We start from the raw sequence: 18,261 nt of genomic DNA, 5'->3' as shown, positions 1-18,261 counted from the left end.
AAGTCGATTCTTAACGTCCGCCCGTGGGACGTCATTGAGCTATAGCATGTGCCCTATGACTGAGTTCCCTCCGGCCGCTGCCGTACCGCCCGCCACCGCGGCCAAGCCACCGGGCACCTTGTGGCAGATCACGGCGTGGTCACTGTGGGACTGGGGCGGGGCTGCCTTCAACGCCGTCATGACCACCTTCATCTTCACTGCCCTGTACCTGACCGGCGATTCCTTTGGCGGCGCCAACCATGCCTCGGCCGTGCTGGGCCTCATGGTGTCGCTGGCCGGGGTGGCCATTGCCCTGCTGGCCCCCGTCACGGGGCAGCGCACCGACCACAGCGGGCGGCGGAAACTGTGGCTGGGCGTGAACACGGTGGTCGTGGCACTGTTGACGGGCGCCTGCTTTTTTGTCCAGCCGCACGAGTCCTACCTGGTGCTCGGCTGCCTGCTCATTGCCGCCGGGCACGTGTTCTTTGAAATTGCGGGCGTGAACTACAACGCCATGCTGCTGCAGATCTCCACCCGGTCCACCATCGGCAAGATCAGCGGCTTTGGCTGGGCGGCCGGCTACCTGGGCGGCATTGTGGCCTTGCTGCTGGTCTACTATGGGCTGATCAAGCCCGACGTCGGCGCCTTCGGCATCACCAGCGCCGACGGCATGAAATACCGGGCCGTCGCCGTGTTTTCGGCCGTGTGGATCCTGGTCTTCGCCCTCCCGGTCATGTTTGCCATCCCCGAATCGCCCCGCAACCCCCTGATGCCCCGTCTCGGCTTTTTCCAGGCTTACCGGGAATTGTGGAGGACCATCGTCCGGCTGGCCCGCACGTCCCGCCACACCCTGTTCTTCCTGATCGCCAGCGCCGTGTTCCGCGACGGGCTCGCCGCGATCTTCACCTTCGGGGCAGTCATAGCCGTGGGGTCCTTCGGGTTCAAGACCGGCGATGTGCTCATCTTCGCCATTGCCGGGAACGTGGTGGCCGCCCTGGGGGCGATGTCCGCCGGCTTCTTCGACGACGTGGTGGGGCCCAAGGCCGTCATCGTGACGTCGCTGGCCGGACTCGTTGTCTGCGGCGGCGCCCTGTTCTTCCTGCACGGCAAGACGGCGTTCTGGATCTTCGGGCTGCTGCTGACCCTGTTTGTGGGACCCGCCCAGTCATCGGCACGCACCTTCATCGGCAGGCTCGCGCCGGAGGGGCAGGAGGGCGAGTTGTTTGGCCTCTACGCCACCACCGGGCGCGCCGTGTCCTTCCTGGCCCCGGCCATGTTCACGGTGTTCATCGCCGTGTTCGGCACCCAGCGCTGGGGCATCCTGGGGATCGTGCTGGTGCTGGTGCTCGGCCTGGCCCTCCTGCTGCCGGTCAAAAGGCCCGAACTTCACACCGCCGGGCGTTAGATCGAGGTGCGGTGGAAGTTCTTGAAGGACCGCGACGCCGTGGGGCCGCGCTGGCCCTGGTAGCGGTTGCCGTACTGGCCGCTGCCGTAGGGATGTTGGGCCGGTGAGGAGAGCTGGAAGAAGCACAGCTGGCCAATCTTCATGCCGGGCCACAGCTTGATCGGCAAGGTGGCCACGTTGGAGAGCTCCAGGGTGATGTGCCCGGAAAAGCCGGGGTCGATGAAACCTGCGGTGGAGTGGGTCAACAGGCCCAGGCGGCCCAGCGACGACTTTCCTTCCAGCCGGGCGGCGACGTCGTCGGGCAGCGTGACGGTTTCATAGGTGGAGGCGAGGGCAAATTCGCCAGGGTGCAGGATGAACGCGTCTTCCGGGTCCACCTCGACGAGGCGGGTCAGCTCGGGCTGCTCCTCGGCCGGGTCGATGTGGGCATAGCGGTGGTTGTCGAAAAGCCGGAAATACCTGTCAATGCGCACGTCGACACTGGAGGGCTGCACCATGGACGGGTCATAGGGGTCCAGGACTATCCGGTCAGCGTCAATTTGGGCTCGGATGTCGCGGTCTGAGATCAGCACCCTCTAAAAATAGCGCATGCCCGCCCACCCGAAGCGCCGTGGACTAATTGCTGCGCCCCGGACGTTGAATTCTTTACGGCAATCGGCAGCCCACCACGACTAAGGTAAGAGCATGAATATTGAAGAGACCCCTCTTCCGGGCATCGGCGTCCGCCGCGAAGTTCGCCTCGCCACCGGCCGCAGGGTGGGTGTGGTGACCCACCGCGACGGCCACACCGAACTGATCCTCTCCCGCGTGGACGACCCCGACGCCTGTGCAGCGTCCATCCCGCTCACCGCCGAGGAAGCCTCGGCGCTGGGGACGCTTCTTGGATCGACCCAGCTCATCGCCCAGCTTGCGAACGAACAAAAGGACGTCACGGGCGTCACGACCCACCAAATTCTGTTGCGCGAAGGAACCGCCTATGCCGGCCGTCCCCTCGGCGACACCCAAATGCGCACCCTGACCGGCACGTCCATCGTGGCCCTGCTGCGCGGCGACGAGGTCATCGGGTCCCCGCGCCCGGACCAGATCCTGGAAGTGGGCGACCTGGTGGTCATCGTGGGCACGGAGACAGGCCTGGCAAAGGCAGCCCAAATCCTGCAGTCCAGGTTGTAGATCGCTATTGGATCCAATCACCCTCTCCCTCATCCAGCTCGGCATCGTATTTTTTGCGCTGGGCTTTTTGGGGAGGCTTGCCGGCCGGATTGGCATGTCCCCCGTGCCGCTGTACCTGCTGGGCGGGCTGGCGTTCGGCCATGGCGGTCTCGTCGACTTTGGCAGCATCAACGACTTTGCCCACATCGGCAGTGAGATTGGTGTCATCCTGCTCCTGCTCATGTTGGGGCTGGAATATGCGGCGCGCGAGCTCGTCACGGGGCTGCGACAATCCTGGATGGCGGGCCTGCTGGACCTGCTGCTGAACATGGCACCAGGCGTGGCCGTGGCGTTTTTGCTTGGCTGGGGGCCGGTGGGCGCCCTGGTCATGGCCGGCATCACCTACAGCTCGTCCTCGGGCATCATCGCCAAGGTGTTGGGTGACCTGGGCCGGCTCGGCAACCGGGAAACCCCCGTGGTCCTGGCCATCCTGGTCATCGAGGACCTGGCCATGGCCGCCTACCTGCCCATCCTGACAGCGGTCCTGGCCGGGGTGTCGCTCCTGGGCGGGCTGACCGCCCTCGGAATTTCCCTTGCCGTCATCACGGTGGTCCTGCTGGGCGCCCTGCGGTACGGGCACATTGTCTCCAACATGCTCGAAAGCCCCGACCGGGAGTCGTTCCTGTTGAAGCTGTTGGGTGCCGCGCTGCTCGTGGCCGGTGTGGCCTCCGCCCTGCAGGTTTCAGCCGCCGTGGGCGCGTTCCTGCTGGGGATCGCCATTTCCGGGGGCACGGCGGAGAACGCAACCCGCGTGCTGGAACCCCTGCGTGACCTGTTCGCCGCCATGTTCTTTGTGCTGTTCGGCCTGAACACGGATCCCCGCAGCATCCCGCCGGTGCTCGGCGTCGCGCTGCTCCTGGCCGTGGCCTCCGCCGCAACCAAGGTGGTCACGGGCTGGTGGGCGGCCCGCCGCCAGGGCATCGCCCTCCTGGGCCGGGCCCGTGCCGGCGCCGCGCTCATTGCCCGCGGCGAGTTCTCCATTGTCATTGCCGGGCTGGCCGTGGCCTCCGGCGCCGTGCCGAAGGAACTTGCCGCCCTTGCCACCACCTACGTGTTGATCATGGCCGTGTTTGGCCCCGTGGCGGCCCGGTATGTGGAACCGCTCATGCGCCTGTTCCAGGGCAAGTCCCCCGGCCGGGAACCTGAAGTCATCATGTAAGCCGGCCGGGACGGCCCGGGCCGGATACCCTCCCGCCGCGCTGGTGCCCGGCCGCACCGTGTGGCGGTGTCCTGAGGCGGTGCAAACATCCGCTAGACTTTTCATCGAAGCACCCCGCAGGGACCTCGGTTCACGGCGGGGAATGCTTTTGTGCGGGCGTAGCTCAATGGTAGAGCGCTAGCTTCCCAAGCTCGATACGCGGGTTCGATTCCCGTCGCCCGCTCCCCTCCGACCAGTGCCCCTGTTGCTCAGAACAGGGGCACTGCTTTTATGTGGAGCTTCCTTCCTTGGGCTGTACACTTGTTCGCCGCTCTCTGCCCGAGGCGGCCGGGTCCCGGCGGGTGCGTGTAGGGTCAGGGCTACGGGACCATCTTCGGTCCCAACTTCAGGGAGCTGACATGGGCGACAAATCACCACGGCAAACCGCATCAAAAAAGTCCAGCAAGTCAATCAAGGAAAAGCGTGCCGACAAGAGGGCAGGCGAAGCAGGTGCCGGGATCGCAGACAAGCCCACTGCCGCAAAGAAGAAATGAGCGCCGCAGGAACCGGGCTGCGGCTCGGCGTTCTGGGGGCCTCGCGCAAGCCGGATGAACGCCGCGCACCCATCCACCCCGAACATTTTTCCCGCATTGAGCCGGACGTTCTCGCGAGCATGGTGGTCGAGGAAGGTTATGGCGCCCAGTTCGGGGTTCCGGACCCAGCACTCGCCGCCCTGGTGGGCTCCGTGGCGCCGCGCGAAGAGGTGATCGCGGGGGCTGACGTGGTCCTTTTGCCCAAGCCGCAGGCCTCCGACCTGGCGGAGCTCAGGGATGGCCAGGTGCTCTGGGGATGGCCGCACTGCGTCCAGGACCGGGCCATCACGCAACTGGCAATTGATAAGAAGCTGACACTGATCGCCTTTGAAGTCATGAACCACTGGGCGCCCGACGGTGGCCTGGGCCTGCATGTTTTCCACAAGAACAATGAACTGGCCGGTTATTCCTCCGTCCTGCATTCGCTCTCGCTCATCGGCTCCACGGGAGATTATGGGCGCCGGCTCAAGGCAGTGGTGATCGGTTTTGGCGCCACCGCCCGCGGCGCCGTGACAGCGTTGAATGCACTGGGCATCCACGATGTGCAGGTGCTGACCAGCCGCAGCGTGGCCGCCGTCGCCTCCCCCATCCACTCCGCCGAGATGGTGCAGTTCGACTTTGCCCCGGACCCGCCGCACACCGGATTCGTCATGCTCGACGACGGCGACGCACCCCTGGCCGCGTTCCTCGCCGAGGCGGACATCGTAGTCAACTGCACGCTGCAGGACCCCAATGCGCCCATGACGTACCTGGTGGAGGCAGACCTGGCCGGTTTCCGCCCGGGCAGCCTGATTGTGGATGTGTCCTGCGACGAGGGCATGGGGTTCAGCTGGGCCCGCAACACCAGCTTTGCCGACCCCATGTTTACCGTGGGTGTCAACGTCAATTACTACGCGGTGGACCACTCCCCCTCTTACCTGTGGAATTCATCCACGTGGGAGATCAGTGAGGCCCTGCTGCCGTTCATTGAGCCCGTTTTGGCTGGCCCCTCCGCATGGCAGGAAAGCGAGACCATCCGGCGCGCCATTGAAATTCAGGATGGCGTGGTCAAAAACCCTGCCATCCTGCAATTCCAGAAGCGCCAGGACAGTTATCCGTACCTTCCCTTGGCCGGAGTGCAGCCCGGCGCCTGTTAATCGGCGCCTACACGTCCCCGTTTTGGATGACGTGCTGCGCTGCTTCCGGCAGGAGCGGTTCAAACAGTTCCACCGGGTTGCCGGAGGGGTCTTCCACCACCACCTGGACCACGCCAATCCCCGGCATCACCTCGCTGCGGAAGCGCACCCCGGCGGCCCGCAGCCGGGCCACCTCCGCAGTGAGGTCCCGCACTTGGAGGGAAAATCTGTTCCAGCCGCCGGGGGCCGGCATGGTGCCGTCCGCCATGGCCCGGCCGCCGCCGCCCGGGGCCCCCTTGGCGTCCAGCGCGCCCGGCGCGCTGAGCAGCAGCCGCAGGGCGCCGCGGGTGAGCATGGCAAATCCCGGGGCGGGGTGCATCACCTCGGTGAACCCCAGGGACTGGACGTAAAAGCCTATGGCGGCATCGACGTCGTGCACTATATAGCGCACGCTGACTTGTTCCATGGTTGCCTTCTTCGAGTGTGTGGCTGTGGCGTCAATCCGCGGACGGGGTGCTGCGGGAGCGCTGCGTGCGCTCCACCAAGGAATCCAGCCGCGCATGCAGTTCCGCCGGGAGCCGCACGGAGACCACTTCCTGCGGTTGTCTCGGCGTGGACGGCATGGTTCCCACTTTCGGATGAGGACGGGTTCTGATCCAAGCTGCGTTGTCCTGCGACGCGTGTAAACAATGTTTACCACTCCATGCAGCCGTTGGCCATGGCCAGATTTTCTCGTCCCGGCATCGGTGCAGTGGCCGCGCGTAGCATGGACGCCATGGTTGACTCGTTGACGCGCGACCAGCGCCACAAGGTCATGGCGAACATCAAGGGCAAGGATACCAAGCCGGAAATGACGGTCCGCCGCCTGCTGTTTGCGCAGGGCTACCGCTACCGGCTCCACGCGGCGGGGCTGCCCGGCAGGCCCGACATCGTGTTTGGTGCCCGCCACAAGGCCATCTTTGTCAACGGTTGCTTTTGGCACTCGCACTCCTGCCCGAGCGGCACGCACAAGCCGCAAACCAATCCCGAATTTTGGGAGGCCAAGCGCAGCCGCACCGTGGAGCGGGACGCGCGGGTTCTGGCACTCCTCCACGAACTGGGCTGGGAGGCTTTCACTGTGTGGGAATGCGAGCTGAAGTCCCTCGATGCGGTGTCCGCCGCGCTGGGCGCCTTTCTGGGACCGCCGCGGCAGTCCGGCACCGGCACTGGGAACAGCACCAGCCAAGGTGTCAATAACCATTTACCCCTGGCCCCCAGGATGCGTCCGCCCTATGCTCAAGGGAATCGACCTATTTAGTCAACGAAAAAGGTGATTTCATTGGGGATGTCAAAGGTGGAAATGGTTCCGGACGAGACTGGGCAGCCGGGCAGGCTGCCCGCCACACGCAAACCATGGACACCATCGGGGTTCTGGCCCCATCAGCCCCTCCGGCAGGCGCCGCTGCCCGACGATGTGGCGGTCACTGGAACTGGCGCAGCAGCGGGCATTCAAACGGATCCACTGCCGTGAGGCCCACCCGGTTAAGGTAGGCCACCACGATGGCGTAGGACTCCACCAGCGAGGTTTCGGTCAGTTCGATGCCGTTTCTTTCACACGCCGCGCGGACCAGTTCAGTGCTGCGCCGCAACTCGGGGCGGGCCATGTCCGGGAACAGGTGGTGCTCCACCTGGCGGTTCAGCCCGCCCAGCAGCGTGTCCATGAAGAATCCTCCGCGAATGTTCCGGCTGGTCAGCACTTGCCGGCTCAGAAAGTCCACTCGGCTGCCGGATTCCAGAATCGGCATGCCCTTGTGGTTTGGCGCGAACGACGCCCCCATGTAGAAACCGAACACTGCCATCTGTACGCCAACGAACGCCAGCGCCATGCCCCACGGCAACACGAGCAACAGCGCCGTGAGCAGGGCCCCGAAGCGCAGCACCAGCAGGCCGATCTCCACATAGCGGTAGCGCACACCGCGGCGGCCCAGCAGGGTCTTGAACGAGTCCAGCACCAGGCTGTAGCCCAGGAACAAGATGATGGGGAACAGCAGAGTGCCCTGGTGCCGCGTAAACACCGCGGCCACGCCGTGTTTGGTGGCCGCGCCCTCCTCGTGGAACACCATCACGCCGGTGTGGATGTCCGGATCCTTGCCCCTCGTGTTGGGGTTTTGGTGGTGGGCCGTATGCTTCCTGACCCACATCGCATAGCTCATGCCCACCAAAAGCGGCCCCAAAATCCGGGCGGACCAGTCGTTCATGCGCCCGGAGGCAAAGATCTGGTGGTGCGCGGCCTCATGGGCCAGGAACGCGAACTGGGTGAACAGGATGCCCAGCCCCGCCGCGATCAGCAGCTGGTACCAGGTCTGGCCCAGCACGACGAATCCGGTGCCGGCCGCCCCCAGGGCCAGCAGCAGTACGGCGAACACCGTCAGGTAGAACATACGGCGGCGGCGCATGAGTCCCGCGGCCCGCACCGTTCGCAGCAGGGTTGAGTAGCTTTCGACAACTCGGTTTGAAGATGTGGGCATGGTGTCACCGGCAGGGTCAGGGTCGACCGTTCAAGCCGGCAATGAAAACGCGAACTAGCGCTTCTTCCATGGTAGGTCGGCCGGCTGGGAAAGTCGCCTACGCACTTTTCGGCGTGATGGCCGTTTTGGGCACGATGAACACCGGCTGCCTGAGGCTGCGGAGGTTGACCCTGAGCATCAGCTGTCCACGCCGCGCCAGGACCAGGCCAATGCCGGCGGCCGCCAGGGCCGGCACGCCGCCGGCAATGAGCATGGCCCATTGCACGCCGAGGTTTTCCGCCAGCCAGCCCATCAGCGGGCCGCCCAGCGCCTGCCCGCCAATGAGCACCATGATGTACAGGCTCATGACGCGGCCGCGGACCAGGACGTTCGTAGACATCTGCACCAGCTGGTTGGAGTTGGTCAGGAACATCAGCGAGGCAAATCCGGCCACCACCATCACCGCCCCAAAGGTGACCATGTTCGGCGACAGTGAGGCCACCATGAGCACCACGCCGTAGGCGCCGGCGGCCGTCATGACGGTCCGCAGCCGCAAGGTGGCGATGCGGGTGGAAGCCAGCGCGCCGCCCAGTGCCCCGAGCGCCACGAGCGTGTTGAGCAGTCCGTAGCCGCCGGCACCGGCGTCGAACACCTTGTTGGCGTAGGCCGCCATGAGCACGGCCAGGCTGAGGCCGAAGACCGCGAAGAACGCCGCCATGACCGCCGGCCAGAAAATGGTGGGCTTGGCCAGGGCATAGCGGACGCCTTCCCTGAGCTGGCCCTTGGACCGCTTGACCGGGGCGGATTTGACCAGCTCGCCCGGGCGGATGAACAGGAGCGAGGTGACGGTGATGCTGCAGGCCAGGGCGTTGGCTGCGAAGGCCCAGCCCCCACCCACGGCGGTGATGAGGATCCCGCTGATGGCAGGGCCGATCATGCCGCCCATCTGAAAAATGGAGGAGTTCAGGCTGATGGCGTTGCGCAGCTGCCGCGGCCCGACGAGTTCGTTGACGAAGACCTGGCGGGCCGGCTGGTCGGCCACCACCACCAGTCCCAGCACAAAGGCAATGACGTAAATGTGCCACACCTGCAGGTGCCCTGTCAGGGCCAGGGCAGCCATGATGGCGGCCAGGACGCCGGCCGAGCCCTGGCTAAGCATGAGGATCAGGCGCTTGGAGCACCTGTCGGCCAGGATTCCGCCCAGCGGCATGAGCACCAGGGACGGGATGAACTGCATGAAGACCGTGATGCCCACTGCCGTGACGGAGCCGGACAGCTCCAGGACCAGCCAGTCCTGGGCCACACGCTGCATCCACACGGCGATGACGGCGAGCAGGTTGGCTGAGGCAAAGATGCGGTAGTTGCGGATCTTGAGCGAAGAAAACGTCTGGCTCCACGGCGGACGCGTGGTGACGACGTTGATGGGCGCGGTCAGGGCAGGATGCTGTGTTGCTGGAGGGGGCGTCAAGGCGAAGGTCCATCGGCTCGAAGGGGTGTGTTTTTGCTTCCCTTTAAGCCTAGGCAGCACCAGTTCATGCCAAAAGAGTATGGTGGCTATAAGTAGCATTAGGGAACGTAATAGTAAGGCGGACCGGCGCATGCATGACACACCCACCTTTGACCCCGTGCAGCTCAAGAGTTTCCTCGCCGTCGCCGAAACCCGCAACTTCACCCGCGCCGCCGAACGGCTCGGCATCAGCCAGCCCACCGTCAGCCAGCACGTGCGCAAGCTGGAGCAGGCCGCCGGGCGGGTGCTGGTGGCCCGGGACACCCGGGATGTGCGCCTGACGGACAACGGCGACGCCATGGCCGGCTTTGCGCGCACCATCCTGGCCGCGAACGACGCCGCCACGCGCTACTTTTCCGGCGCCGCCATGCGCGGACGGCTGCGCTTTGGCACGGCGGACGATCTGGCCATCACGGGCCTGCCCCGCATCCTGCGCGAATTCCGCCAGCTCTATCCGCAGATCAACCTGGAACTGACGGTCAGCCAAAGCGACCAGCTGCACCGGCGGCTAAAGGCCGGGGCGCTGGACCTGGTGTTCGTCAAGTGGGTGTCCGGTGCCCAGGAAGGGGAAGTGGTCAAGCAGGACACCTTTGCCTGGGTGGGGCTGGAACAGACAGTCCTTGAGCCCGGCGCGCCGGTCCCCGTCATCGTGTACCCGGCGCCGAGCCTGAGCCGCAAACTGGCACTGGATGCCCTGGAGCAGGCCGGGCGCACCTGGCGCATCACCTGCTCCACGAAGCAGATCAGCGGGGTGCTGGCTGCCCTGCGCGCCGGGATCGGCATCGCCGTCATGCCGACGTCGCTGGTCCCCGACGACCTTAAGGTCATCACCCGGCGCTTCGAGCTGCCGCCCGTGGGTGACGTGGACTTCACCCTGATCCGCAACCCGCTCGCCAACACCGAGGTGGTGGACGCGTTGACGCAGGCCATCATGGGCCGCAAGCTCACCCCGCTGAGCCGGCGGTAGCCGCCGTAAGCGAACTCACAAATCGGCCATCCGCGGTCGCGGTAGACTGGTGGGGTTATGAACCGAACCATGTTTAAGTCCAAGATCCACCGCGCCACGGTGACCCACGCCGACCTGCACTACGTCGGCTCCGTCACGGTTGACCAAGATCTGCTGGACGCCGCGGACATTTTGCCCGGCGAGCTGGTCTCCATTGTCGACATCACCAACGGTGCCCGCCTGGAAACGTACACCATTGCCGGCGAGCGCGGCTCGGGCGTGATCGGCATCAACGGTGCCGCCGCACACCTGGTCAATGTGGGCGATCTGGTCATTATGATCACCTACGCCCAAATGTCCGACGCCGAGGCCCGCGACTATGTGCCCACCGTCGTCCACGTGGATGCGCAAAACAAGATCGTGAAGCTGGGCACCGACCCGGCCGAGGCCGTCACCGAAGGCCTGCTGCGCCCCGCCCTGGCCCTCTAGTTTTCGCCGGCCGGGCCTGCCGGTGGTCGGGCTTGTCGAGACCTGGATCTCGACAAGCTCAATCACCGGGCGCCTGCTCAATCACCTGACACCTTGCCCAATCACCGGACGCGGTGCCCAATCACTGGTTGTCCCGCCAGGAATGCGCTGGCGCATAGCCGATGACCCTGCGTGCCGCGTCGATCGCGAGCAGCGTCTCATGCCCCGAGACGTCGCGGCGCCGCTCCAGCCCCGGGAAAAACTCATCCAGCAGCTCCGCCGACGGTCGGTCCATGACCGTGTCCGCCGCCGCAATGATCAGGTTTTCGCTCCCCGTGCTCGCGGCTTCGACGGCGTTGCGGCAGGCGGCGCCGACGTCCCGGGCGTCCACATAACCCCACAGGTTCCAGGCCCGCGAGAGGGGATCGGCCCAGAACCCCGGGACCTGCGCATATTCGTCCGCGCTGAAGATGTTGGTCAGCCGCAGGCCCACAAACGGGATCCCCGACCAGGCGGCAAACTGGGCCGCGGCCGCCTCGCCCAGCACCTTCGAAAGCGCATACGTCGAGGAAGGGTGGGGGAAATGGGCCTCGTCGACGGGCGCATAGCGCAAGGTCCCGCCGTCGCCCGCGAAGGGCAGGCCCAGCGTGGTCTCGCTCGACGCCCACACCACGCGGGCCAGCCCCAGCGCCTGCGCGGCCAGGAACACATTGTGGTTCATCGCCGTGTTGCGGTTGAGGGTCTCGGCGGGCGGGAACATGCCCGGCTCCGGGATGTTGGCCAGATGGACCACGGCGTCCGCCCCGGTGAGCGCCTGCAGCGCCTGCCCGTAGTCGGTCAGGTCCACGCGCATGGTGGGAGTGCCCAGGTCCGAGTTGCGGCCAACGGGCCCGGCCAGGTCACAGGCCAGGACCTGGTACCCATGGGCCAGGAACTCGGCCACCGCGGCGCGGCCGGCCTTGCCATGGGCACCGGTGACGGCGACGGTCTTGACGGGAAGGACGCTCATGCTGACTCCTGGTGGCTGGGCAATGCACAGTGAAAGGGTGTTCCCCGATTAAGCTTAGGGGGTGCCCGCCACCCCGACCTCCCGACCGTTGCAGCCGTGCTAGCCGTCGTCGAGGGTTTCTCGGTGGTGTGGCTCATAATCCTGGTGGGCTGGTTCGTGGGCCGCCGTAACGTGCTGGGCGACAACGCCGCGCAGGTGCTCAGCCGGCTCTCGTTCTTCGTGGCAAGCCCGGCGCTGCTGCTGGAGACCCTCGCCAAGGCGGACCTGAAACAGGTGTTTTCCGAACCGCTGCTCGTGGCTGCCGCGAGCGCCGTGTTCACCGGCCTGCTGTTCCTGCTGGTTTCCCGGTTTTGGTTCAAACGGAGCCTGAGCGAGGCACTGGTCGGGGCCATGTCTTCCTCGATTGTCAACGCCGCCAACCTGGGCATCCCCATTGCCGCCTACGTGCTGGGCGACGCGGCGCTCATCGCGCCCGTGCTGATTTTCCAGCTGGCGTTTTACACACCCTGCTATTTACTGCTGCTCGACGCCACCACGAGCGGGCACCGGGCCACACCGGGGCGCGTCTTTTTGCAGATCTTCCGCAACCCCATGATCCTGGGCACCGTGGTGGGGCTGGTCCTGGCCGCGACCGGCTGGCGGCTGCCGTCGCTGGTGGCCGAGCCCGTCCACCTCATCGGCGGTGCCGCGATCCCCGCCATCCTCATTGCCTTTGGGATGTCGCTGGGCAGCAGCAAGCCGCTTGCGGCAGTTGACGGACGGCGGACCGACACCTTGTTGGCCACCGGCTTCAAGCTGGTGCTGCACCCCGCGGTGGCATTCCTGCTGGGTCATCTGGTCCTGGGCATGGACGGGGCGGCGTTGTTCGCCGTCGTGGTGGCCGCGTCCCTGCCCTCGGCCCAAAATGTGTACGTGGCGGCCCAACGCTACCTGGTGGGGCTCATCGTGGCGAAGGACACCGTGCTGCTGACCACCGTACTGGCCATCCCGGCGATGTTCGCGGTGGCGCTGCTGTTCGGTTGACGCGCGCCACGGCGCGGGGGCCACGGCACTTGGTCCACGGCAAAGCCCTGCGGCGCCCTTGCCGCACCAAAAATGTGACGCAGGGTACGCTTTTGCCATGGCTACCAACTCACCTGCAGAGACCGTCGCAACCTTCAAGGCCGGCTACACCTTCAGCGGTTCGTCCATTGCCCTGGGCGCAGCGCTCGTGGACGGGCAGGTCCACCCCGAAGCCCAAATCAGCCTGCCGCTGGCCATGATGAACCGCCACGGCCTGGTGGCCGGCGCCACGGGCACGGGCAAGACCGTGACGCTCCACATGATTGCCGAGCAGCTTTCCACAGCCGGCGTCCCCGTATTCATGGCTGACATCAAGGGCGACCTCACGGGCCTGGCCACGGCGGCGGAGGGCAGCGGCAAACTGACCGCGCGCACGCAGGCCATCGGCCAGCAGTGGGAATCGAAGGCGTTCCCGGTGGAGTTTCTGGCACTGGGCGGCGCCGGCAACGGCGTGCCGGTGCGGGCCACCATCACCAGTTTCGGCCCGGTGTTGCTTTCGCGCGTCCTGGGCCTGAATGAAACGCAGGAATCAAGCCTCCAGCTGGTGTTCCACTACGCGGACACCAAAAGCCTGGAACTGTACGACCTCAAGGACCTGCGCGCCGTCATCCAGTTCCTCACCTCGGACGAGGGCAAGGCGGACCTGGAGGAGCTGGGCGGGCTGTCCAAGGCGACGGCCGGCGTCATCCTGCGCAACCTCATCACCCTCGACGCGCAGGGCATGAGCGATTTCTTTGGCATGCCGGAGTTCGACACCGCCGAGCTGCTGCGCACGGCCCCCGACGGCCGCGGCGTCATCACCTGCCTGGAACTGCCCAGCGTGCAGGACAAGCCGCTGCTGTTCTCCACCTTCCTGATGTGGCTGCTGGCGGACCTGTTCCGCGAGCTGCCCGAGGTGGGCGACGCCGACAAGCCCAAGCTGGTGTTCTTCTTCGACGAGGCGCACCTGCTCTTCAACGGCGCCAGCAAGGCCTTCCTGAATGCCATCACCCAGACGGTGCGGCTGATCCGATCCAAGGGCGTGGGCATCTTCTTCGTCACGCAGACCCCCAAGGACGTCCCCGGCGAGGTCCTCGCCCAGCTGGCCAACCGCGTCCAGCACGCCCTGCGCGCCTTCACCCCCGACGACGCGAAGGCACTCAAGGCCACCGTGTCCACCTTCCCGGTCAGCAGCTACGACCTCGAAGAAGTCCTCACCTCGGCCGGCATTGGCGAGGCCGTGGTCACCGTCATGAATGAAAACGGCGCCCCCACCCCCGTGGCACTGACCCGCATGCGCGCACCCGGCTCCGTCATGGGGCCCAGCACCGACGCCGCCGTCAAGGCAGTGGTAGCCGCCTCGGCCCTGCTTCCCACCTACGGCACTGCCGAGGACCCGGTGTCCGCCTACGAGAAGCTCGAATCCCAGGCCGCGGCCCCCGCAACCGGCCCCGCCGTGGGCACCCCGGCGCCCCCTCCCCCGCCCACCAATCTCCCCGCCCCCAAGAACGACGGCGGCGGCGTGGGCGCCGAGGTCATGGGCGCCTTGGGCGGCGTGCTGGGAACCGGCGTGAAAAGCATGATCCGCTCCATGGGATCGCAGCTGGGCCGCAGCCTGATGCGCGACATGTTTGGCACGGCACCGCGCCGGAGGCGGTAATCGGTCCGGCCCCGCCCACAGGTCACAATGCCGTCCCCGCCCTGGGGCGGATTCCACTGCCCCCTGCCCCAGACGGTACAGTGGACGGCGTGAAGAACGGGGCCCCACTCATCAAGGTTGCCGCTACGTGGCTGCTGATACTGATGCTGGCCATCGCTGCGGCCATCATCACCATCACGGTGGTGAACACCAATTCCTTCGGGCCTGCGCGGACAGTGGAAAACTACCTGGATGCGCTTCGCGCCGGCAACGGCGCCAAGGCGCTGGGCCTCCTGCATGGCAGGGTCCCCTCGGCCAACGCCGCCGTCCTGGACGGCCCTGGCCTGGCCAGGTCGCAGCAGGATTTGAAGGACGTCAAGGTTGGCGATCCCGTCGCCGGCCCGGACCACAGCCAAAAGGTGACCGTCAGCTACACGATTGGCGGCCAGGCACTGTCCACCGACTTCAAGCTGGCGCAGGGCCCCAAGCGCTGGCTGTTCTTTGACACCTGGAGCATCGTCCCCACCACGCTGCCCGTCCTTGACGTGTCCGTGGTCAATGCCAACCAGGCGTCCGTCAACGGCGTCGATGTCAACATGCCCAACGGCAAGAATTCCTTCGCGGTGTTTTACCCCGGCAGCTACTCTGCCGACTACAAGTCGCCGCTTTTTGCCGCCCCCGCCGTCCAGCGCAGCGTGACGGACCCGCTGGTGTCCGTTCCCGCCGTCACACTGGCCACCGGGCCCACTGGCGAGCTGCTGTCCCAGGTCGGCTCCACCATTCACAAGTACCTCGACGCGTGTGCCAAGCAGACAGTGCTTATGCCCGCCAACTGCCCGATGAGCGCGGCCACCAACAACCGCGTCGTTTCGGCGGTCAAGTGGAGCATCGTGGACTATCCCCAGGTGTCCATCACCCCCTATGGCGGCAAGTGGATCATGGCACCGCTGACGGTCCGGGCACAGGTGCAGTACCAGGAACAGGACCTTTTCACCGGGGCCGTGGCACCCTTCATGCATGCCGAGGACTTTGGCTTCACGGCCAAACTCTCGATCGCGGGCAATACGGTGGGTGTGACACCGGTGGTCAGCTACTAATTCCGGCATCCGGTACGTAATTAGAGAACAGAACAATGCCCTTATTGGGGTATCCTAAGTAAGCCCTGCCTTACTTCCGCGTCACGCCAAGGATCCCCATGACCGATTCCCTCCCTGCCCCTGCCCCAAACATGGCAGCGGCCGTCACGGCCTACCGCAGCTACGTCGCAGGGAAGCTCGCCACGCTCGCAGGCCAGGTGCTGTCCGTCAAGGCATCGGTCGGCAACAACGACCTCGATGCCGCCCGCAGCCAGTGGCTGGAGGCGCAGCTGACCTGGCAGCGCGTAGGCGCGGCCTACGGCAGCTTCGGCGACCACGGCGTCGCAATCAACGGGCTCCCGGCCGGGCTCCCCAAGGGCGCTGCGGATCCCGGCTTCACGGGCCTGCACCGGCTGGAATACGGGCTGTTCCACGGACAGGGGCCCGGCGAGCTGGCACCAGTCGCGGCCAGGCTGCACGCCGACGTTGCCGAGCTGCTGGGCCGGCTGCCGACGCTTGAGCTGGCCGGCTCGGACATGCCGCTGCGCTGCCACGAAATCCTCGAAGACTCCTTGCGGGACAACCTGTCCGGCAACAACGACCAGGGAAGCGGCATGGCCTTGGCCCTGACGGCTGCGGACCTCGACGGCACCCGCGTGGTGCTGGCCCTCCTGGGCACCCTCATTGACAACCTGGCGCACGGATACACGACGCGGGTTTCCGCTTCCCTCGACAAACTGGGCACTGCGCTGGAGCGTACCAAGACGGGCCGCGAATGGCCGGCGTGGAAGGCACTCCCCCTGGCCGCGCGCCAACCCGTTACCGCCTCCCTGGGCGCCGCCCTCGAGTCCCTCGCCTATGTCCCCGCCCTGTTCTCCACTGATGACTGACCCGGAGCCCGTCATGCACAATTCCGCATCTGAAACGCCAACCGCACGCCCGGGACGCCGCTCTTTCCTGATCGGGGCGGGCACCGGCGCCGCCGCCACGGCCCTGGCCGCCACAGCTGCCAACGCCGCCATCCACCCAACACGGATCACGACGCCGGACTCCCCCTCCGCGCCTGCCGTCCCCTTTCACGGAACGAACCAGGCGGGCGTGTACCGCCCTGCCACCCAGCAGCGCCAGGCCTGCTTTGCGGCGTTCCGGGTGCTGGCTGCCGACCAGGCGGAGCTGAAGACGCTCCTGCAGGTGCTCACCAGCCAAGGCGCCCGGCTTGCCAAGGGCGTGCAGGCGTCCGAACCTGTCCCGGCCGAGGACCTGCCCGCCATAGCCGGCGGGCCGCCGTCGAACTCCGGGGTTCTGGGCGAGGACGTGCCGCCGGGCTCCTTTACCATGACGGTCGGACTGGGCGCGAGCCTCTTCGACAACCTCGCCTACGGCCTGGCGGGCAAGAAACCAAAGGGCCTCACCGGCATGCGGGTCTTCCCGAACGACACCCCAGACCCGACGTGGACGGGCGGGGACCTGCTGCTGCAGCTGTGCGCAGATTCCGCGGACATGATCCACTACGCGCTCCGTGAGATCACCAAGGCCACCCGCGGCCTTCTGGCACTGTCCTGGAAGATCAACGGCTTCCACTCCGCACCACGTCCCGCCGGGAACCCGCGGAACCTGTTTGGCTACAAGGACGGGATCGTCAACCCCCGCCAGGACGACCATCTGGTCTGGATCACGCCGGAATCCGGCCAGCCGGACTGGGCCGTGGGCGGCACGTTCATCGTGGTGCGGCTGATTCGGATGCTCGTGGAGTTCTGGGACCGGGTGGGGCTGGGAGAACAGGATGGCATGATCGGCCGGCACCGGGCCAGCGGGGCGCCGCTGGGTGCCGTGCATGAGACTGACACGCCGGACTACGCAAACGATCCCGAAGGGCAGAACATTCCGCTGGACGCCCACATCCGCCTGGCCAACCCGCGCACCAAGTCCACCGACGCCTCACGGCTGCTGCGCCGCGGCTACAACTACGACCTCGGAGTGGACCTCAACGGCAACCTGCAGGCCGGGTTGATCTTCACCAGCTTCCAGCGGAACATCCAGTCCCAGTTCGAGGCGACGCAACTTCGGCTGGTGGATGAGCCCATGACCGACTACATCGAGCCATTTGGCGGAGGCTATTTCATTGGGCTGCCTGGGGTCCAGGCGGCTGACGGCTTCCTCGGCGAGGGCTTGTTTAATTAAACCGGCGACCGGGGCCCGGTGGTCGGGGCCCGTCGAGGCCCGGTGGTCGAGACGCGGTGGGGCCCGGTTGCCGAGCCCGTCGAGGCCCACCGAGGCCGTGGTTGCGGGCGTTTTGCAGGCCTGCACCGGCGTTGTTTCCTCCACAGGGCGGGCCGCGCCTTGAATAGTACACACGTTCGGATAACTACCTGTTTTTGTCAGTGGTCCCGGATAGTCTTATGGGTATGGAAGCAATGGCAGGGACGCCGGGACAGCCCGGTTACACACAGGAGCGCAGCAACGCCGACGGGCACGTCCGCCGGCTGATCGCCCTGGCCGCGGCCCTGGCCCGCTCCGCAACGCCAGCCGCCCCGGCCACACCCGGCCCCGGCCCCGGCCCCGGCCCGGGGCCGCATGCCGCGGCCCCGCTGGGCTTGGACGTCGACGCCCTCAGCGATGCCCAGGCCGTCTCCTGGGCCCAGGAACTGGA

At 66.3% G+C, this 18,261-nt stretch carries 19 protein-coding genes, 1 tRNA gene and 1 pseudogene; 15 read left to right on the top strand and 6 right to left on the bottom strand.

Annotation, left to right across the window (positions count from 1 at the left end):
• Positions 1–55 precede the first annotated feature (55 nt).
• Positions 56–1,384: an MFS transporter gene (locus MMF96_RS11980; RefSeq protein WP_256883668.1), complete on the top strand. Its 1,329-nt coding sequence runs from the start codon at positions 56–58 to the stop codon at positions 1,382–1,384.
• On the opposite strand, the gene dcd is transcribed toward MMF96_RS11980, so the two are convergent.
• Entirely contained in the window at positions 1,381–1,956 is a 576-nt protein-coding gene (gene dcd, locus MMF96_RS11975; protein WP_176616744.1) for a dCTP deaminase, read from the bottom strand. The two genes, MMF96_RS11980 and dcd, sit on opposite strands and share 4 nt — an antisense overlap.
• Positions 1,957–2,068: 112 nt before the next feature.
• On the opposite strand from dcd, the gene MMF96_RS11970 reads away from it, so the two are divergent.
• The 5 genes from MMF96_RS11970 to MMF96_RS11950 all read left to right on the top strand — a co-directional run bounded on the left by MMF96_RS11970 (position 2,069) and on the right by MMF96_RS11950 (position 5,460).
• Entirely contained in the window at positions 2,069–2,554 is a 486-nt protein-coding gene (locus MMF96_RS11970; RefSeq protein ID WP_176616745.1) for a cation:proton antiporter regulatory subunit, read from the top strand.
• Positions 2,555–2,561: 7 nt separating this feature from the next.
• Positions 2,562–3,752, top strand: a complete 1,191-nt coding sequence (locus tag MMF96_RS11965) for a cation:proton antiporter (protein ID WP_176616746.1) — start codon at positions 2,562–2,564, stop codon at positions 3,750–3,752.
• Positions 3,753–3,904: 152 nt separating this feature from the next.
• A tRNA-Gly gene (locus tag MMF96_RS11960) sits at positions 3,905–3,975 on the top strand.
• Positions 3,976–4,150: 175 nt separating this feature from the next.
• Positions 4,151–4,285, top strand: coding sequence for a hypothetical protein (locus MMF96_RS11955; protein WP_256127856.1), 135 nt, complete (start codon positions 4,151–4,153; stop codon positions 4,283–4,285).
• Positions 4,282–5,460 carry a N(5)-(carboxyethyl)ornithine synthase gene (locus MMF96_RS11950; protein WP_256883667.1) on the top strand — a complete coding sequence of 393 codons (1,179 nt, stop codon included), beginning with the start codon at positions 4,282–4,284 and terminating at the stop codon, positions 5,458–5,460. The genes MMF96_RS11955 and MMF96_RS11950 overlap by 4 nt, the downstream gene beginning before the upstream one ends.
• A 7-nt stretch (positions 5,461–5,467) precedes the next feature.
• Here MMF96_RS11950 and MMF96_RS11945 read toward each other — a convergent pair whose 3' ends face one another.
• A complete protein-coding gene (locus MMF96_RS11945) occupies positions 5,468–5,905 on the bottom strand; it encodes a VOC family protein (RefSeq protein ID WP_256883666.1) in 438 nt (145 codons plus the stop codon).
• Between the two features lie 31 nt (positions 5,906–5,936).
• Positions 5,937–6,062, bottom strand: a complete 126-nt coding sequence (locus tag MMF96_RS11940) for a ribbon-helix-helix protein, CopG family (RefSeq protein ID WP_256883665.1) — start codon at positions 6,060–6,062, stop codon at positions 5,937–5,939.
• An 80-nt stretch (positions 6,063–6,142) separates the two neighbouring features.
• Here MMF96_RS11940 and MMF96_RS11935 point away from each other — a divergent pair, with 80 nt between their 5' ends.
• On the top strand, positions 6,143–6,736 hold the full coding sequence (locus tag MMF96_RS11935) for a very short patch repair endonuclease (RefSeq protein WP_306295863.1): 594 nt from the start codon (positions 6,143–6,145) through the stop codon (positions 6,734–6,736).
• Between the two features lie 163 nt (positions 6,737–6,899).
• On the opposite strand, the gene MMF96_RS11930 is transcribed toward MMF96_RS11935, so the two are convergent.
• Both MMF96_RS11930 and MMF96_RS11925 read right to left on the bottom strand, forming a co-directional pair.
• Complete coding sequence (locus tag MMF96_RS11930; protein WP_256883664.1) at positions 6,900–7,946, bottom strand: acyl-CoA desaturase; 1,047 nt, start codon at positions 7,944–7,946, stop codon at positions 6,900–6,902.
• Positions 7,947–8,043: 97 nt separating this feature from the next.
• Positions 8,044–9,393, bottom strand: coding sequence for an MFS transporter (locus tag MMF96_RS11925; protein ID WP_256883663.1), 1,350 nt, complete (start codon positions 9,391–9,393; stop codon positions 8,044–8,046).
• A 130-nt stretch (positions 9,394–9,523) separates the two neighbouring features.
• On the opposite strand from MMF96_RS11925, the gene MMF96_RS11920 reads away from it, so the two are divergent.
• Both MMF96_RS11920 and panD read left to right on the top strand, forming a co-directional pair.
• Positions 9,524–10,399 carry a LysR substrate-binding domain-containing protein gene (locus tag MMF96_RS11920; RefSeq protein WP_176616753.1) on the top strand — a complete coding sequence of 292 codons (876 nt, stop codon included), beginning with the start codon at positions 9,524–9,526 and terminating at the stop codon, positions 10,397–10,399.
• Between the two features lie 57 nt (positions 10,400–10,456).
• Positions 10,457–10,867, top strand: coding sequence for an aspartate 1-decarboxylase (panD, locus tag MMF96_RS11915; protein ID WP_176616754.1), 411 nt, complete (start codon positions 10,457–10,459; stop codon positions 10,865–10,867).
• Positions 10,868–10,988: 121 nt separating this feature from the next.
• Here the strand turns inward: panD and MMF96_RS11910 are convergent, their stop codons facing one another.
• The gene (locus MMF96_RS11910) at positions 10,989–11,855 is read right to left on the bottom strand and encodes an NAD(P)-dependent oxidoreductase (protein WP_176616755.1); all 867 of its coding nucleotides are present in this window, start codon (positions 11,853–11,855) and stop codon (positions 10,989–10,991) included.
• Between the two features lie 96 nt (positions 11,856–11,951).
• Here MMF96_RS11910 and MMF96_RS11905 point away from each other — a divergent pair, with 96 nt between their 5' ends.
• From MMF96_RS11905 to MMF96_RS11880, 6 genes and pseudogenes are all read left to right on the top strand, one after another.
• The gene (locus MMF96_RS11905; RefSeq protein ID WP_256883662.1) at positions 11,952–12,878 is read left to right on the top strand and encodes an AEC family transporter; all 927 of its coding nucleotides are present in this window, start codon (positions 11,952–11,954) and stop codon (positions 12,876–12,878) included.
• Between the two features lie 97 nt (positions 12,879–12,975).
• Positions 12,976–14,556, top strand: a complete 1,581-nt coding sequence (locus MMF96_RS11900; protein WP_256883661.1) for a helicase HerA-like domain-containing protein — start codon at positions 12,976–12,978, stop codon at positions 14,554–14,556.
• 89 nt (positions 14,557–14,645) lie between these two features.
• Entirely contained in the window at positions 14,646–15,632 is a 987-nt protein-coding gene (locus tag MMF96_RS11895; RefSeq protein ID WP_256883660.1) for a hypothetical protein, read from the top strand.
• A 98-nt stretch (positions 15,633–15,730) separates the two neighbouring features.
• On the top strand, positions 15,731–16,501 hold the full coding sequence (locus tag MMF96_RS11890) for an EfeM/EfeO family lipoprotein (protein ID WP_256883659.1): 771 nt from the start codon (positions 15,731–15,733) through the stop codon (positions 16,499–16,501).
• On the top strand, positions 16,494–17,792 hold the full coding sequence (locus MMF96_RS11885) for a Dyp-type peroxidase (protein WP_256883658.1): 1,299 nt from the start codon (positions 16,494–16,496) through the stop codon (positions 17,790–17,792). Before MMF96_RS11890 ends, MMF96_RS11885 begins: the two co-directional genes overlap by 8 nt.
• 224 nt (positions 17,793–18,016) lie before the next feature.
• Positions 18,017–18,261, top strand: a pseudogene (locus MMF96_RS11880) (hypothetical protein); the annotation flags it as partial.

The organism is Arthrobacter sp. STN4 (assembly GCF_024539665.1).
Classification (GTDB): domain Bacteria; phylum Actinomycetota; class Actinomycetes; order Actinomycetales; family Micrococcaceae; genus Specibacter.
The sequence above is the reverse complement of the archived record's forward strand: the minus strand, read 5'-3'. Positions and strand labels throughout refer to the sequence as shown.

Bases quoted from the DNA above. Each gene is read 5' to 3' on its own strand.
- MMF96_RS11885 (WP_256883658.1), top strand. From the start codon at position 16,494: ATGACTGACCCGGAGCCCGTCATGCACAATTCCGCATCTGAAACGCCA.
- MMF96_RS11935 (WP_306295863.1), top strand. From the start codon at position 6,143: ATGCAGCCGTTGGCCATGGCCAGATTTTCTCGTCCCGGCATCGGTGCA.
- MMF96_RS11950 (WP_256883667.1), top strand. From the start codon at position 4,282: ATGAGCGCCGCAGGAACCGGGCTGCGGCTCGGCGTTCTGGGGGCCTCG.
- MMF96_RS11890 (WP_256883659.1), top strand. From the start codon at position 15,731: ATGACCGATTCCCTCCCTGCCCCTGCCCCAAACATGGCAGCGGCCGTC.
- MMF96_RS11920 (WP_176616753.1), top strand. From the start codon at position 9,524: ATGCATGACACACCCACCTTTGACCCCGTGCAGCTCAAGAGTTTCCTC.
- MMF96_RS11940 (WP_256883665.1), bottom strand. From the start codon at position 6,062: ATGCCGTCCACGCCGAGACAACCGCAGGAAGTGGTCTCCGTGCGGCTC.
- MMF96_RS11910 (WP_176616755.1), bottom strand. From the start codon at position 11,855: ATGAGCGTCCTTCCCGTCAAGACCGTCGCCGTCACCGGTGCCCATGGC.
- MMF96_RS11980 (WP_256883668.1), top strand. From the start codon at position 56: ATGACTGAGTTCCCTCCGGCCGCTGCCGTACCGCCCGCCACCGCGGCC.
- panD (WP_176616754.1), top strand. From the start codon at position 10,457: ATGAACCGAACCATGTTTAAGTCCAAGATCCACCGCGCCACGGTGACC.
- MMF96_RS11955 (WP_256127856.1), top strand. From the start codon at position 4,151: ATGGGCGACAAATCACCACGGCAAACCGCATCAAAAAAGTCCAGCAAG.
- MMF96_RS11900 (WP_256883661.1), top strand. From the start codon at position 12,976: ATGGCTACCAACTCACCTGCAGAGACCGTCGCAACCTTCAAGGCCGGC.
- MMF96_RS11930 (WP_256883664.1), bottom strand. From the start codon at position 7,946: ATGCCCACATCTTCAAACCGAGTTGTCGAAAGCTACTCAACCCTGCTG.
- MMF96_RS11945 (WP_256883666.1), bottom strand. From the start codon at position 5,905: ATGGAACAAGTCAGCGTGCGCTATATAGTGCACGACGTCGATGCCGCC.
- MMF96_RS11970 (WP_176616745.1), top strand. From the start codon at position 2,069: ATGAATATTGAAGAGACCCCTCTTCCGGGCATCGGCGTCCGCCGCGAA.